This window comes from Thermogemmatispora sp., from assembly GCF_019683755.1.
Taxonomy (GTDB): Bacteria; Chloroflexota; Ktedonobacteria; order Ktedonobacterales; family Ktedonobacteraceae; genus Thermogemmatispora.
This window is the reverse complement of the sequence record NZ_JADGHT010000083.1, coordinates 1-15,595: the sequence shown is the minus strand read 5'-3', so window position 1 is coordinate 15,595 and position 15,595 is coordinate 1. Positions and strand designations below refer to the sequence as shown.

The window sequence follows — 15,595 nt, the reverse complement described above, 5'->3', positions numbered from 1 at the left end:
TTATCGTAGCGATCATACTGAGCAGCGTAGCCCTGACGGCTCTGGCCTATCGAGTAGCGTTGGCGGGGATAGAGGGCCAGGATGCCACACCGACCCCGGTGCCGGTTGCTCAACAGCCGACGCCGACCCCAAGCCCCTCGCCGACTCCCACCTTTACGCCGACACCGACGCCGACTCCAACCCCTTTGCCGACCCGTGATCCTGCCACCATTCTTGGCGTTGAGGGCCGCACCGCGGCAGCAGCAGGTGGCATTAGCTGGGTTCGTCTCGGGGCCCATAGCTGTGGCGCTGCTGGCCTGCAGGGCAGTGCTCTAAGGCAGGCCATTGCCAGCATGCATGCTGCAGGCTTTCATGTCTTACTGACGCTCTGTCAGCCAAGCGCAGGACCACCACGCCTCTATGACCCCAACATTATCCAGGATGCTGCTTCTGCCGGCGCCGATGCGGTGCAATGCGGTAATGAGCAGATGAAGCTGGACGCTTGGACGACCTATGTGACTCCCGAGCGCTTTGCGCGCTTCTACGATCTCTGTGCACAGGCGGTGCATACCTATGATCCTGGCGCCAAGGTCATTCTTGGATCGATAGATCCTCTTGTGGTGCCTGATGACTACAGCAAACTCATGGTGCGAGTTGCCTATCTCAATGAGATGCAGACCGCCATGAATACCCTGGTCCATCCAGGCGGTCACTGGAACTGGCGCACGCAGACCCTGGGCCTCATCGATAGCTGGCATAATGGCTACCCAGGCGATTACGTGAACAACCTGTATGGGCTATTGGCCTTCTGGGCGCAGCAGTTCGGCCTTGATCTCAACAGTGGCAAACTGGGAGAACACATCTGGGTGGTCGAGGGTACTGGTTGTTTCCAGGGCTGCGGCCTCAATGTCTACAACCCGACCGAAATCGCCATCGCTCATATTCTGTCATTGATTACCGATGTACGCACTGCCATGAGCTACCGCGTGCCTTTCTTTTACTTCAGCGGGCAGGACTTTGTCATCGATGGCCAGCTATGGCCAATTGGCGTAGTAGATGTCAGCGGACACCCCAAACCTTTGAGGCAGGATCTGGGCATGGGTGCACGCACTCTGACACTCAGTTGCCCACGGGGAGCTGTCGAGGTTGAGACGCAGCCAGCCCTGCTCGGGGCTCTCTACCGCGGCTGCCAGCTTCCAGCCAACTATCGCAGCATTCTAGCCAGTTAAGCGCAAGGCTTGTGAACAACTGCTAAAGAATGGCTCACGCCTGGAAGCTCTTCGCTGCCACTACAAAGGAAGCTAGTTGACAATCAGGCAAGGAGCAAAAAGCAGACCTCCTCTCTCCTACTAAGGAGAGAGGATCATGAAGCGGGATAGTGATCTGACGACGAGGCGCGGCGCGCTCTTATCGCCCTGCTCCTTGCCTGCTTCAACCCTGAAGATGCTCGAGATAGCGCAGGACCTCGGCGCGAGGAATGCTGACCTGGCGTGCTTCTCCCTCGGCGTCTTCGGCGCGCAGGGCGCGCACGGTCACACTCTCCCTGGCCAGCTCTTCCTCTCCCATAATCAAGGCGTAGCCAGCACCCGAAGCATTGGCCTGCTTCATCTGTGCCCTGGGGCTGCGGTCGCCATAGCTCATTTCCGCCTTAATACCAGCGTGCCGCAACTCAGCCAGGAGACGTACCGCTGCCTCTTTTAGCGCCAGCTCCTTGCCCATATAGACAACAAAAACCCGCGGCCTCTCAGGGGGAGGAGGGACAATCCCCTGACGCTTCAACTCAAGAATCACGCGCTCGATGCCCATACCGAAGCCAATGCCAGGTGTGGGAGGGCCACCCAAAAGCTCCGCCAATCCGTCGTAGCGTCCGCCTCCATTGAGGGCTGTCTTGTCCATTTCAGAACTGAATTCGAAGACCGTGCGCGTATAATAATCTAGGCCACGTACAAGCAACGGGTTCAGCTCGAAAGGCACCTCGTAAAGGTGTAAGAAGCGCTGCACGCGCTCGAAATGCTCGTGGCAGGCCTCGCAGAGGTAATCAACGCTGTGAGGAGCAGAAGCGATCTTGGCCTGATCTTGAGGCTCCTTGCAATCCAGCAGTCGCAGGGGGTTCTTGTGGAAACGAGACTGACAGTTATGGCAGCACTGGTCAAGTAAAGGGCGATAGTAAGCGCGCAGGGCCTCCACATAACGCGGACGGCAGACCGAGTCACCAATACTATTGAGCTGAACGCGGATGCCTTGCAGACCGAGCTGCCTATAGACCTGGTAGAGCAAAGCGATCAGCTCAGCGTCGATAGCGGGGTCACTCTCACCAAGAGCCTCGCAGCCAAACTGATGGTGCTGGCGATAACGGCCAGCCTGAGGCCGCTCATGGCGAAACATTGGCTCGCTGAGGTAGTAGAGCTTCACAGGCTGAGGAAGCTTGAACATCCCATGTTCCAAATAGGCCCGCACCACACCGGCTGTTCCTTCAGGACGCAGCGTCAGGCTCTGGCCCCGGCCCTCTTTCCCGGGACGATCCTCGAATGTGTACATCTGGTGCTCAACCACATCCGAAGTTTCGCCAGAAGTCTTCAGAAAAACCCCAGTTTCCTCGAGAATCGGTGTTTCGATACGGCGATAGCCGTACAACTCGGCCACGGCTGCAGCGGTTTGCTCGACGAAGCGCCAGTAAGGCTGCTCATCGGGCAAAATATCGCGGAAGCCCTGCAAGGCTCGGTACTGCTGTGCTGACATAGGGTGGTTCTCTCGCGCCTCCAGATCGGAAATGCACAGCCTATTATAGCAGATGATGTCCAGAGGCCGGAGCCAGGAAGCCAGGAAGCCAGGGAGCCAGGAAGCCAGGAACTGCCGTGGAGAAGGAAGCAGGCCAAAGGGACCGGGAAGAGTGGCTCACCAATCTGTTCCTAACCTGTGAGACTGTTACTCTTGAGCTAAAGCAGACGTTACACACATGGCCAGCTGAGGAAAGACCCATCTCTAGCAGGTGTGAGCTTGCATGAAGCGGATAGCGAATGAGGACCAAGCGCCACAGTAGCAGGGCGGCCTCTCTTCTGAGGACCTGATCGCTCCGGCCACTAGACATTCTGGCGGGGAAATGGTATTACACAACTGAGAAACTGGCTCGTTCTATAGCTGCCATCAGGCTTGCTGGAATGCCAAAGGGCCTCCCCATAGGCAACAGGATGGTAGGTCCTGCACACGTCTCCGCCGGCAGTCGGCATCAGGCATCCGGCTATGCATGGGCCAGAATGGTCAAGGTCTGCACGTGAGCAAGGATGCTACTGACATCTCCGTTGGGCCGTGCGAGCCAGAAGAAATGCCCGGTTCTTCTTCATCTCAACCGCCGTACGGCAAGTAACAGGGAGCTATGAGCGAATTGCAGTCAAAAACCATTGAGACAGGAGTAAAGACAAAGTACAGCCTTTCGGTCATTCTGCCTGCCCATAATGAAGAGGCAGCCATTGCCGGTACACTGCAGAATGTACTCGAAACTCTGACCCCCTGGGTGCAGGACTTTGAGGTCGTGGTAGTCAACGACGGCAGCAAAGACAACACCAGGGCCATTGTGGAGGCGCTGGCTGCCAGCGATCCACGCATTCGACTCATCAACCATCCGGTCAATCGCGGCTACGGGGCGGCCCTGGTTAGTGGTTTTGAGGCAGCAAGTAAAGATCTGGCCTTTTTCATGGACTCAGACGGCCAGTTCGACATCCGCGATATCGAGCGATTTTTCCCTCTTATCGAGCGCTTCGACGCAGTCCTCGGCTACCGGATCAAGCGCCGGGACACCTGGATGCGCAAGCTCAATGCTTGGGGCTGGAAATGGCTCGTGCGTCTGGTCTTTGGCTTGCGTGTGCGTGACATTGACTGCGCCTTCAAGCTCTACCGGTCCCAGTTCTTTCGCGAGCACAAACTGGAGACGCGGGGGGCAATGATCAACACGGAGATTCTCTATAAGTTCACGCGCGCGGGCTATACCTATACCGAGGTGGGTGTGCGTCATCTCCCTCGCAAAGGGGGGCGAGCGACAGGTGCCAGACCGGACGTCATTGCACGAGCCTTTCGCGAGCTTATCTATTACGCCTGGAAGTGGCGACAGGAGGAGCGTCGTCAGAGGCAGGCCTATCGAGCTGCTCTGCACGAGTGAGGGAGAACATAATGAGTGCGACCTTTGCCGAGCTGTATGCACCTGCACTGAAGGAGGTCTTTACTGCTCAGGCCCGGCAGCGCTTAGCAGAAGGAGCGGATGGCCTGGAATATGCGCGTTCCTATGCTGAACGAGGCAAGCCGGACTTTGTCCTTGCCTTCTTACTGCTTGTGGAAGCTGAGGATGATCTCAAGCGAGAGCTGCTAGCCTATGCCTATGAGCGGCGAGCCTCTCTTTCTGAGCAGAAGGCTGCCAGCTTTGCGCGCCAATTCCGCCGCTCTTTCCCATTGGTACGCCAGAGTGCTCATCAAGATCGACTCGCAGCTCAGCGCATCCGTGCTGGTCAACCGCTGCCATCGCCTCACGAACTGGCGCGACTCTTCAATGAGCAGGCTGAGCTGTAAAAGGAGAGAAAAACTCCATAGGAGTAAAGAGGTGCTAGAAAAGAGACAAGAGTCAGTCCACTAAGACGGTGCATAGTGCAACAGAGGGCCAGCCACACACACTAGCCACAACAGCAAAAAAGTGGGTGGGCCAGCTCTGGCAGCAGGCTGGCCTGCAGGCCAACCTGAGCCAGGCCAGGCCCACCCCAGGTCACGTCCTTCAGCACTGCTCAAGCCGACTAGCTACTCCTGCTCGGGAGCAAAGCCCTTGGAAAGGGAGGACTCTCCCTCATCATCAATGGCTGGCAATTCCTCCTCCGCCGTCGATGTCTGCAGATCCTCTTTGCTGAGGGGGTTCTCCTCGCGTTCACCCTGGCGTTTCCCATTCGTCGTTGCCACTGCTACAACACTGTCACCCTCAGCAATAGTCATCAGGCGAGTACCCTGGGTTGCACGGCCCAGGCGCGAAACGTTGCTGATCTCGGTACGAATCACCACGCCGCCAGCGGTAATGATCATCAAGTCATTATCGAGATCCGTAATGATACGGGCAGTTGCCACGGGGCCGGTCTTTTCCGTCACTTTGGCCGTGATCACGCCGCTACCACCGCGGCTCTGTACCGGATACTCCTCGATGGGGGTACGCTTACCATAGCCACGCTCCGTGACCACCAACAGCTCGCTATTACGAGGAGTTAGATTGAGCGAGACCACGCTATCGCCCTCTTCGAGCCGGATACCGCGCACACCGCCACTCATGCGTGAGGCGGCGCGCAACTCCTCCACCGTAAAGCGGATCGCCTTTCCGTGAGCAGTAATTAACAGAACATGATCGTCGGAGCGCGCGAGCTTAGCTCCAATCAGGCGATCATCCTCCTCCAGATTCATGGCGATCAGGCCCTGGCGACGCACACTCTCAAACTCGCTCATCGCTGTCTTCTTCACCTCACCCTTACGCGTGGCCACAATCATATAATCGCGGCTGACCCCTTTGGGAACAGCCACAATCGCTGTCACGCGCTCCTGCTGATCAAGGGCGATCAGATTAATCAGGTGCTCGCCGCGGGCCGTCCGACTGACATCGGGCAGCTCATAAACGCGGAGCTGATAGACGCGGCCCCGATCTGTAAAGAAGAGCAAGCTGTCGTGAGCGTGAGCCACCAGCAAGTGGCGAACGGCATCGTCCTCGCGCGTGACCATGCCGGTGACCCCTTTGCCTCCGCGACGCTGAGCGCGATAGGTACTGGAAGGAAGGCGCTTAATATAGCCCTTCTCCGTCAGCGTTACTACCACTTCTTCATTCGGGATAAGGTCCTCTTCCGTGAAATCGCCGGCTTCTCCCTCGCGAATATCAGTGCGGCGCGGATCGCCATACTTCTCCTTCAATTCCTCCAGATCGGCTTTAATCAGCTTACGTACCTCATTAATATCGCTCAGCACCAGATTATAATAATCGATATGCTGCTGGACGGTGCGTAGCTCTTCTTCGACTTGCTGGCGTTCGAGGGCCGCCAGACGGGCCAGGCGCATATCGAGGATAGCGCTGGCCTGAGCCTCCGAGAAGCCAAACCGTTCTTGGAGCGTGCGATTAAGCTCAGCCTCCGTTCCCTGCGACTGGCGAATGGTCTGCAGAATGGCATCGAGATGCTCAAAGGCCTTACGGAAGCCTTCGAGAATATGTTTGCGAGCCTCAGCGCGCGCCAGCTCGTAGCGAGTGCGCCGCGTAATCACCTGCTCACGGTGACTGATATAGTGCTGCAAGAACCCTTTCAGCGTCAGAATACGCGGCTGACGATCGACCAGTGCCAGCATATTGGCGTTGAAAGCGCTTTGCATCGCAGTATACTTATAAAGAGAGTTGAGAACGCTAGTCGGGTTGGCGTCGCGCTTCAGCTCAATGACCATGCGCATACCGCGGCGGTCGGATTCGTCGCGCACCTCGGCGATGCCGTCGATTTTCTTGTCGCGTGCCAGCTCGGCGATCTTCTTGACAAGCTCAGCTTTGTTCACCTGATAGGGAAGCTCGGTCACCACAATGCTGGCGCGCCCGCGCTCATTTTCCTCAATGTGGGTGCGAGCGCGCACGATAATGCGCCCCCGCCCGTTAGCATACATGTTGCGAATGCCCTCGCGGCCCTGGATGATACCGCCAGTGGGAAAATCAGGACCGAGAATGATGCGCGAAAGGTCTTCCGTAGTGGCGTCGGGATGATCGATCAGGTAGATAATGCCGTTACAGACCTCAACGAGATTGTGGGGGGGAATGTTGGTCGCCATACCGACAGCAATGCCTGCCGAACCATTGACGAGCAGGTTGGGCAGACGCGCCGGCAGGACGGTCGGCTCCTTCGTCTGGTTATCGTAGTTGGGCACGAAATCGACGGTGTCTTTGTCGATATCGCGCAGCATCTCATCGGCAATGGGGGCCATCTTAGCCTCGGTATAGCGCATGGCCGCCGGTGGATCATCATCCTGAGAACCGAAATTGCCCTGCCCGAGAATCAGTGGATAGCGCATCGACCAGGGCTGAGCCATGCGCACCAGTGTATCGTAGACGGCAACGTCGCCATGCGGGTGGTAAAGCTTGAGCACCTCGCCGACGGTGCCGGCGCATTTCCGAAAGGGTTTATTGGCTTGTAGACCCATCTGCTCCATAGCGTAAAGAATACGGCGATGCACCGGCTTGAGGCCATCGCGCACATCCGGCAGCGCGCGGCTGACGATGACGCTCATGGAGTAGTTCAGATAGGCGACCGTCATTTGCTCAACGATATCGACAGTTTTCACATTGCCTACTTCTTCCATCATGCAAGAATCCTCAAACAAAAAGAAAGATCACTGCCAGCTCTTGATCGCTGCTAGCTGCGTCGGATGGGAGCGAAATGGTGGAGATGGAGCGATCGTCCGGCCTGCTTGGCCTGAGCGTGGCCCCTCTCAAACTCACATTTTCTTATAGTATAGCACATCTGAGAGAAAATTGCGAATGGGTGCCAGAACTTCCCTATCGAGAGCCGAAAAACCCGCGAGTTTTCGCCTGTCCAGTGCTATATTTCATAGCTGACATGTGGTATGATAGATGCTAGAGCGGGATTAAAAGAGGCTTGTATAGCGCTGTAAGGTCAGCGCCCTGGACTGACAGTGCTCAGGGGGACTGCAGTGCTGCTAGCAATCAGGCTACGGCTGATGCCATTAGAGGGAGAAGGGTAAGTAAACAATGGAATGGCATCTCACTCTTCAGACAGCCTTATTCATCCTGCTGGTGCCGGTCTTTATGTGGCTTGGCTACCGTCGAGGATGGCGCCGTGAGCTGTTCCTACTGCCCTTTGTGCTGGGAGCGGTGCTCTTTCTCATCTTGAATGTGGGGCGAGGGCTGACAGAGTTTCTGACGCAGCTCTTTGTTGATCAGCCCAGCATCAGCCCCTCATCGCGGGCGGTGACGATTGTCACGATCCTCTGCTTAGCAGGCATTATTGCAGCCGGCTATCTCCTGGGCAATCGCCTCTTCCCCAAGCCGAGTGCACCGCAGGATCGCGTTCTGGGCCTTGGCCCGGCCTTCATCACCGGCTGCGTGGCAGTCTTCTATCTCACCACTCTTGTCTTTCCTCAGACCCAGACCGTGATGCTAGGTCAGGGCTTCATTCTCCTGGATCAGTACCATCTGGGTTACTACGCGCTCGGACTCTTTATTATCGTCGCCATCGTGGTTGTCATCCGGCTGGTCTCGGCCAGTGCAGGAAAGAAGAAGTAGCAGAAGGTGTCATGACGAGAAGGGGGTCGTAACTGAGTAAGTAAGTGAGAAGAGAGGTGGAGATGGCTGAGCGAAGCCAGGTGAAGACAACCCATTGAGGGGCCTGGCTAGTCGTCTGGTGCGCAGCCGAGGTGAGTGAGCGATGAGCAAGAAAGACGCCAAAACCATTGCTGCCGAGGAGCAGGAAAAAGATGATCCTTGGCGCTCAGGGCGAGCACGCTGGAACATTCGTCAATTCCGATGGGGACGTGACAAGCGCTGGCACTTCCCTGGCCAGCAACCGGATGAGGTTGTCCGGCTTGTGGTTCGCAAGCACAAAATCTTTCTACTGCGGCCAGCCATGCCCACTATCGGGCTGGTCCTGGCTTTATTACTGGTGATCTGGGCCAGCACCCGTCAGCCGGCTTTGGGGGGGCTGTGGCTTGCCCTAGAGGTGATTATCACGCTGTTAGCCCTGGCTGCCTTTGGCTGGTTTCTCTGGAAAGACTTCCTTGCCTGGTGGTTAGAGACCTACATCATTACCAATAAGCGGATCATCAGCTCGCGGGGCGTTCTCCAGCCGGTGCGCCAGCAGATCGAGATCAATAAGGTCAACCAGGTTGGCATCGATCAAGATAGCCTGGTCAGCCTCTTGCTCTCCTATGGCAATGTGCATCTCTATCTCACCGGCGGCGATTTCATCATGAAAGACGTGCCAGCCCCGCGTAGAGTCAAGGATGCCATTGAGGGGCTAACCGCTGAGGTGAAAGCTAATAAGCAGCCTGAAGAGAAGCCGCTTGCTCCCCGCGATCAAGATCTGACCCGTGTCTTGGAGCAGCTTGCCAAAGGCAAAGAGATCCCCAAGCTCCAGGATGCCGATGAACGCTATCCACTGCGCCATCCCGACCGCGTGCGTGGTCCCCGACGTACCTTTGGCGGTCCTCTCCGCATTCCCTGCGACGTGCAGTATTCCTCGGGAGAATTCACCGTTGAGTACATCCAGCGCTCGCGCTATGTCCTCTATCGCAATCTGGCCCTGCCCCTTTTCTTCTTTGTTGGGATGCCTCTGCTGGCAATACGGATCTCGCAGCTTCTCCCCGCCACCTGGTACCTGGTTGCCTTGATTGAAGTAGTGCTCCTGCTCATCATGGGCCTGATTTACATCAACTATGTCGACGATGTCTACATTTTAACGAACCGCCGCATCATTGACATCCAGCGCCGTCTGATTTTCCTCTATGAGGCGCGGGTCGAGACCGAGTACAAGAACATTCGGGATGTCAAGGTAACGGTCTCCAGTGTCATTGAACGGCTGCTTGATATCGGCAACGTCTACATCGAGACCCCTGGTTCCAGTGCCGACATTGTTCTGGCTACTGTGGATCATCCTTTCCTGATTCAGGATAAGATTTACTCGATTAAAGGCTACAAGGATCGGGTAGATGCTATTTCCAAAGAGAATGCCAGCAAAAAGGAACTGCAGACCTGGTTTGCAACGGTCCTGGCCACTCTAGAAGGGAAATGGCTCAATTATGGCACGCCCAACCTGCAGCGCTTAGACTATTGGTCGGCGGTCGAGCGGGCGAGTGAATTCGGCCTGCGCGTTGTGGCTGTGGGTGAAGATGCCTCTTATCCCGACCTGCCCCCTGGACTGGTCGTACGTCAGAATCCCCCACCTGGTACAGTGATCAGCCAGGGTGGCGAAATCCAGGTCTATCTGAGCAGGCGGCCTTAAGCGCGCCTGGCATGACCGAGGATGGTTGTGCCGATCGTTGAGAGGGGAGCGGCTGGCCTCCCGCTTGATCAAGGCAAGAAAGCAAGTGAGCGCCGGACCGATAGCAGCTCTTCCCCGGGAAAGGAAGGGTGCTGGCTGACCGGTTCAGCGCTCTTGTTATACAAGAACAGAGAACGACAAAAAAGAGTCAGATGCTTAGAAAAGAGTGCCCTTTCCAAACGGGCAGCTCAAGCTCAGCGCATGTTCCCGCGGACAAGTAGGGCGACGCACTCGATATGGTAAGTTTGGGGGAACATATCAATTGGTTGAGCGGCGATCAAGCGATAGCGATCGCCGGCGCAGAGCGTTGCGATATCGCGCGCCAGCGTACTGGGATCGCACGACACATAACAGATTGCCCGCGGAGCCAGAGCTAGCAGGCCCTGAAGTGCCTTTGGATGGCAGCCGGCGCGTGGTGGGTCGATCACGGCCAGATCGATACGCTCGCGCCGATAGTGGAGCTGTCCAAGCAAGCGTTCCAGCGTGCCCTCTATCGTTGTGATATTACTCTGGTTATTGAGCAAGGCATTAGCACGTGCATCGGTCACGGCGCTGGGTTGCGACTCGATGGCGATGACGCGAGCGGCATGGTTAGCCAGGAAAGCCGAGAAGAGGCCCACGCCGCTATAGCCATCCAGCACCACATCACTGCGTCGCGGCTCCAGCATTGCGAGAGTGCGCTCGATCAAAGTTGCAGCCTGAGTAATATTCACCTGGAAGAACGAATCGGCGGAGACGCGGAAGCGCTTACCGAGGACCATATCGGTGAGGAACTCCTGACCCACCACCACGCGACCGAAGCGTCCGCCAACGCGCTCGATAATGACCCCGACGATGCCGGGGGCGATTGTAATCAGCTCATGGGCTAGCTGTTGTGGCGCCTCGATGATCGAGCCGGGGCGGGCCTGAATTGTCAGCAACGTAGGCACGGCCCTGGCCGTCTCGCCGGTGCCGCCAGCGGGGCTGACAGTGCCGACGGCGCCGCGAATCGTGAACTTCTGGATCATCTGGCCTAGCGCATCCCCAAAGTACTTCAGCAACTTGGCGCGCACGCGCTGATAGACCATATCCAGCGCAGGATGGAGCAGCGGACAGTCCTCCAAGTCCTGGACGTCATGGCTGTCAGTCAGCTGGAAACCGATCTCACAATTAGGACCGGTCGAAAACTGAGCGATATTACGGTAGTGCCAGGGCGAAACGCCGGGGGGCATACCGATCGTTGGATGGACCACGGCATCGGGCTGCTTGCCGATGCGTACCAGCAACTGGCGAACAATATGCGCCTTCCAGGTGAGCTGTGCGGGATAGGCGATATGCTGCCATTGGCAGCCACAATCGGTCAGCTGAGGATAGCGTGGCTCCACCCGCTCTGGCGCTGGGCGCAAAACTTCCAGCAGCGCCGCTCGCGCATGTCCGCGGCGTTCTTCGACAATTTCCACGCGAACGCGTTCGCCGGGAATGCCACCGGGTACAAAAAGGACCCGTCCCTCGTAACGTCCTACGGCGTCGCCTCCATAGGCAAGGTCTGTCAATTCAACATCGATGCTCATAATCACCTCGGCGGCCACCTGCACTCTAGAGGCTTGCGTCCCTGCAAAGATTCTGATGGGTTACATACCTAACTGCGGGGGCAGGCCCTACGAGCGCATCGATTGTGCCGTCCCATCTTTCCAACATTGTAACAAACCTACACTGTTGTGCAACAGCAGGGGTGAAGAAGGAGGGGCCGTACGTACCCCCTCTTCTGGACTTAGGAAGGGGGGGCCCGCAAGCGACGGGCCCAATCAGTAATACGCCCCTATTATAACGGATGTCGCACAGTCAGGCGATGGTTAGTTAGTTAGTTAGTCTCAGCAACACATCCCTCTTCCTCCCAGGCGCGCAAATAAGTGGTCAGCCTCATAAGAAACGGCCAAGGCAAGTCAAGCAAAGAAGTGGCTGGCTGCTCGCAATCTAGAGCATGAGTGGATACCTGGGCAAACCATAGAGCCGAGTGCCAAAGCGACTCAGGAGCGCAGCGCCCAGGCCGAGCAGGCCCGTTCCCAGGCTAACCAGCCAGCCGATGATAGGGAGGGAGCTGGCCAGTGTCAAGATAAACAGTCCAACGGTCACCTGGAGAAAGCGAGCGTGCCGCTGGGGAGCGGACGTGTGTAAGAGTCGTTCACCGATGAACAGCCCGAGGGCCACCGTGCCCAATGCCCACCCTGCAACCAATCCTACAGCCACTATAATAGCGAGTGGAATAGTGATGATCAGAGTACTCAGCAGCAAGATCAGGGCGGGGGCGAGAATCGAGCTGAGCAAACCGATAAGCAGACTGCGCCCGGCGCTGGTCTGCAGCGTGGTACGGACTAGCATCAAATGCTCAGGAAGTAACCAGGTAAGTAGCAGTCCCAACCCAACCCAGATCAGTAAGGAAAGGGAAGGGAAGCTAAAGCTCAGGGGGCTAGTGAAGGGCCAGACCAAGCGCTGAGAGCGGTCGACGAGGGCCCCATCGAGCTGGGCATTACGCTCACGTGCCCAGCGAGCATTATAGAGATGAATATCGCCGTGGACATGAGAGCCACTCTGCAAAGTGACCATGCCACCGTAAAGGTTGACATCCCCGTTCACTGTGCCCTCGATAATCACATTACCGTTAAAGACCACCACATTACCATTCACCGTGCCATTAATGGCCACTGTGCCGCCGAAAGAGATAAGATCGCTGCAGAGCACTTGATTGCTAGCAACCACAAGATTGCCACCGATGAACGGCCCGTGTCTGAGGCACTGATCACCTCCTCCTGGGAACTCTTGCTGGGGACCCAGAGCAGGCGCAGCGAGGGCCTCCTTGGGGAAGAGTGCTCCTGTGGGAAAGAGCAGTAAGAGACAGCACATCACCAACCCCACACAGCCGGCCCTCGCAAACCAGAGCCACGGCTGTCGTTTCCACATAGGTTTATGCATCGGCTCCCGATCCCCTCGCTCTCGGTATGGGCAGCCGGCGTCTGGGTCGGACCGGCTGCGGGTTAGGCGTCAGTCAGCCAGTCTGCCTGCCAGGCCGAGCGAGCCTGGCAGGGCCATCTGTTTGGCCTTACGCCTTTTCGTCAAGCCTTCTTTACTACGACTTACTATGCCTCCTGCGGTACACGCATGAGGCGCAGCCATATGGCAGCGAGTAACAAAAGGAGAAAGGCTAGCGCAGTCAATAGCAGGTTATCTTGTGAGACAACGCTCAAGCCAAGGCGCAGATAGGTGAGCACCACCAGAAAGACGTCAACAGTATCGCTCAGTACTATCAGAGTTTTGACCAGAAGTTCTGGTTGATTAAAGAAAAGCATGAATAGCAATAAAGGAATGCCAGCAGTCAAGATAAATAGGAAGGTCATGAATAAAGAGCTTAAGGTACGAATACGGGCCAGGCGGGTACGTTGCTGTTGATGCAGTTCTTCAAGCTGGCGCGTTGTGCGTTGGCGCAGGTAGATGGCCTGCATGATCTGCTCAGTCGAGATGCTGCAGGAGACGGGCGAGAAGCTCTCATGCAGCATCTGTTCCAGGCGTTGCTGCTGCTGCTCATAGCGCTGGCATGAAGGGCAGCGAGCCAGGTGGGCGAGCGCCTCGGAGCGCTGGCGGGCTGTCTCTGCCTCGCTCTCGCTATGCTCCTCAGTCAACCATGCTCTAGCGTCGCGGCAACGCATTGACCGCACCCTCCTTTGTATCTTCCTGCTGCATATAGCGAGCGAGCAACTCGCGTGCGCGGTGTAGACGCGCCTTCACTAGGGCGGGGGTCAACTTCAGCGCGCTGGCGATCTCCTCATAAGAAAGGTCGTACCAGTATCGTAAGACAATCACCGCGCGATATTTAGCGGGGAGGCGCTGCAGGTAGCGCTGGATCTCATCATGCTGTTCACCCTCTAGAGCGGACTGCTCTGGGCTGCTACCAAGGTCGATGATCCATTCAAGAAAAGGCACTTCCTCCAGTGATTTTGCCAGGAAGCGCCGTCGCCTGAACTGGTCAATCGCCAGGTGAGAAGCAATGGAGAGCAGCCAAGTGCTGAACTTATGAGCTGGCTTATAGCTGGCTAGCTGCATGTAGGCGCGCACGAAGGCTTCCTGCGTGACATCCTCCGCTTCGGTCACATTGCCCAACATGCGGTAGGCCAGATTGTAGACTGCATCTTTGTAGCGCTCGACGAGAACGCTGAAGGCTTCTTGCTCGCCTGCCAGCACTAGCTCGACCAGCGCCGTATCGCTGATCGCCTCCACGGCTGCCCCTCGTACCTGCTCGTGCAGCAGTTGCCCCCCTGCTAGCACTCCCTGTCCACTTTGGGCCTGGCCCCGGCTCGAAATAGCCTCAGGGCTTTCCTCGGGCCGGCTACCTCGCTTGCGACGTATATGGCGCGCTGGCTGGGCTGCTGGCCCAAGGCTCAGCGTTCCTGATGCGCGTAGTGTCGAATCCATCTTCAGCTATCCGCTCGTTTCCTTTTTGACTGCTTTATCTATATATAGAAATGGATTGGAAGGTCCTTCTATAGCGAGATACGAGCGGTGACTAAAAAAGTTGTAATCTTTTGGCAAGTGTAGCACGAGAGCAGAGGCCTGACAAGGGGCAAGTCTACTATCTGGGATTCAATCCTGCAAACCGCCAGACAAGGAAATTCAGAAGGACCACTAGCAGGAAAATCCTCTAGTGAGAGACTCAGCCATATCCACACGGGGGCCTCCTCTCGGAGAAGTGAAAGGACGTCCTGTAGACAGGACGAAGAGACTACAGGACGTCCGTTACTTCCCTGAACCTGCTTATTCCGTGTGAGTAAGCTGGCAAGGAGGAGAGAGAAAGAGGGCTAGATGGTGATGTCCCAGATAGTTTGACCGCTATCCAGGAGGTCGTTCACGAAGGCCAGGGTGTACTTGTGTTCTGAGCGAGGCACCTCGTAGGCGAGGGTACCGCGGATCTGCTCGCCGGTCTCAACCTTGCCATCGGGTGACTTAGGGGCCGAGGTGACGATAGCGAAATCCATCTGCTGGCCGCTGCTATCTCGCAAGGTGAAATTCACCATAGAAGAGACCTCCTGCTCACTGCTGCTGAGGTTCTTCAGCGAGACATCGATCAGCAGATAGGTATCGCCGGCTTTAGGGTGACTGAACTCGTCGCCATCGCTTGTTTTGACACCTAACACTGTTACAAGCCAGGTGTCGCCTACCTTGACCGCCTGACCGACCTTAAAGTGCTGGGTAGCTGGGGCGCTTGTTGCTGTAGCTCCGCTCGACTTACTGCTAGCCGTCGAGGATGGAGTAACTGCCGTGCCCGTGTTGGACGAGGAGCTTCCTGCGCTCTCACCGCAGGCCAACAGGGCCATCAGGATAAGCCCCACCCCTACAACCACACTCAGGACGCGCTTCATCTTTCGATCAACCTCCATTCTTTCAGATGGACAAAGGAAGGGTGAGGAGAAGGAGCACCGTCTTCCTCTTCCTGATTGCTCAACGCTGACCACCGTCATTTTTATCGTTTGGGTTGAGTGTTACAATGGCCTGCCAAGCTGCGGCAGGGTACTTATTTAATAGGACAATGCTCACTTTTTTACATTAAAAGC

The 15,595-nt window shown here is 56.7% G+C and carries 12 protein-coding genes; 5 read left to right on the top strand and 7 right to left on the bottom strand.

The genetic code is table 11. From position 1 onward, the window contains the following. Nucleotides 1–1,208, top strand: a 1,208-nt coding sequence (locus IRZ24_RS07940; protein WP_297162197.1) for a hypothetical protein, incomplete at its 5' end; no start/stop codon positions are given. Nucleotides 1,209–1,410: 202 nt separating this feature from the next. On the opposite strand, the gene hisS is transcribed toward IRZ24_RS07940, so the two are convergent. After that, the gene (hisS, locus tag IRZ24_RS07935; RefSeq protein WP_297162194.1) at nt 1,411–2,718 is read right to left on the bottom strand and encodes a histidine--tRNA ligase; all 1,308 of its coding nucleotides are present in this window, start codon (nt 2,716–2,718) and stop codon (nt 1,411–1,413) included. Nucleotides 2,719–3,352: 634 nt separating this feature from the next. Here hisS and IRZ24_RS07930 point away from each other — a divergent pair. Together IRZ24_RS07930 and IRZ24_RS07925 are read left to right on the top strand one after the other, a co-directional pair. Continuing rightward, nucleotides 3,353–4,132 (top strand): glycosyltransferase family 2 protein, encoded by a 780-nt coding sequence (locus IRZ24_RS07930; RefSeq protein ID WP_297162191.1) that lies wholly within the window; start codon nt 3,353–3,355, stop codon nt 4,130–4,132. Between the two features lie 11 nt (nt 4,133–4,143). Further along, nucleotides 4,144–4,536, top strand: a complete 393-nt coding sequence (locus IRZ24_RS07925; protein ID WP_297162188.1) for a hypothetical protein — start codon at nt 4,144–4,146, stop codon at nt 4,534–4,536. Between the two features lie 222 nt (nt 4,537–4,758). On the opposite strand, the gene gyrA is transcribed toward IRZ24_RS07925, so the two are convergent. Further along, nucleotides 4,759–7,323, bottom strand: coding sequence for a DNA gyrase subunit A (gene gyrA / locus IRZ24_RS07920; RefSeq protein ID WP_297162186.1), 2,565 nt, complete (start codon nt 7,321–7,323; stop codon nt 4,759–4,761). 406 nt (nt 7,324–7,729) lie between these two features. On the opposite strand from gyrA, the gene IRZ24_RS07915 reads away from it, so the two are divergent. Beyond that, complete coding sequence (locus IRZ24_RS07915; protein ID WP_297162183.1) at nt 7,730–8,263, top strand: CvpA family protein; 534 nt, start codon at nt 7,730–7,732, stop codon at nt 8,261–8,263. 142 nt (nt 8,264–8,405) lie between these two features. Next, entirely contained in the window at nt 8,406–9,977 is a 1,572-nt protein-coding gene (locus IRZ24_RS07910) for a PH domain-containing protein (protein WP_297162180.1), read from the top strand. 233 nt (nt 9,978–10,210) lie between these two features. Here IRZ24_RS07910 and rlmD read toward each other — a convergent pair whose 3' ends face one another. From rlmD to IRZ24_RS07885, 5 genes are all read right to left on the bottom strand, one after another. Further along, nucleotides 10,211–11,566, bottom strand: a complete 1,356-nt coding sequence (gene rlmD, locus IRZ24_RS07905) for a 23S rRNA (uracil(1939)-C(5))-methyltransferase RlmD (protein ID WP_297162177.1) — start codon at nt 11,564–11,566, stop codon at nt 10,211–10,213. Nucleotides 11,567–11,969: 403 nt separating this feature from the next. Then, complete coding sequence (locus IRZ24_RS07900) at nt 11,970–12,965, bottom strand: polymer-forming cytoskeletal protein (protein WP_297162174.1); 996 nt, start codon at nt 12,963–12,965, stop codon at nt 11,970–11,972. 164 nt (nt 12,966–13,129) lie between these two features. After that, on the bottom strand, nt 13,130–13,696 hold the full coding sequence (locus IRZ24_RS07895; RefSeq protein WP_297162171.1) for a hypothetical protein: 567 nt from the start codon (nt 13,694–13,696) through the stop codon (nt 13,130–13,132). After that, nucleotides 13,677–14,459, bottom strand: a complete 783-nt coding sequence (locus IRZ24_RS07890) for a sigma-70 family RNA polymerase sigma factor (protein WP_297162168.1) — start codon at nt 14,457–14,459, stop codon at nt 13,677–13,679. Before IRZ24_RS07890 ends, IRZ24_RS07895 begins: the two co-directional genes overlap by 20 nt. Before the next feature lie 383 nt (nt 14,460–14,842). Then, a complete protein-coding gene (locus IRZ24_RS07885; RefSeq protein ID WP_297162166.1) occupies nt 14,843–15,403 on the bottom strand; it encodes a DUF4352 domain-containing protein in 561 nt (186 codons plus the stop codon). Between the last annotated feature and the right edge of the window lie 192 nt (nt 15,404–15,595).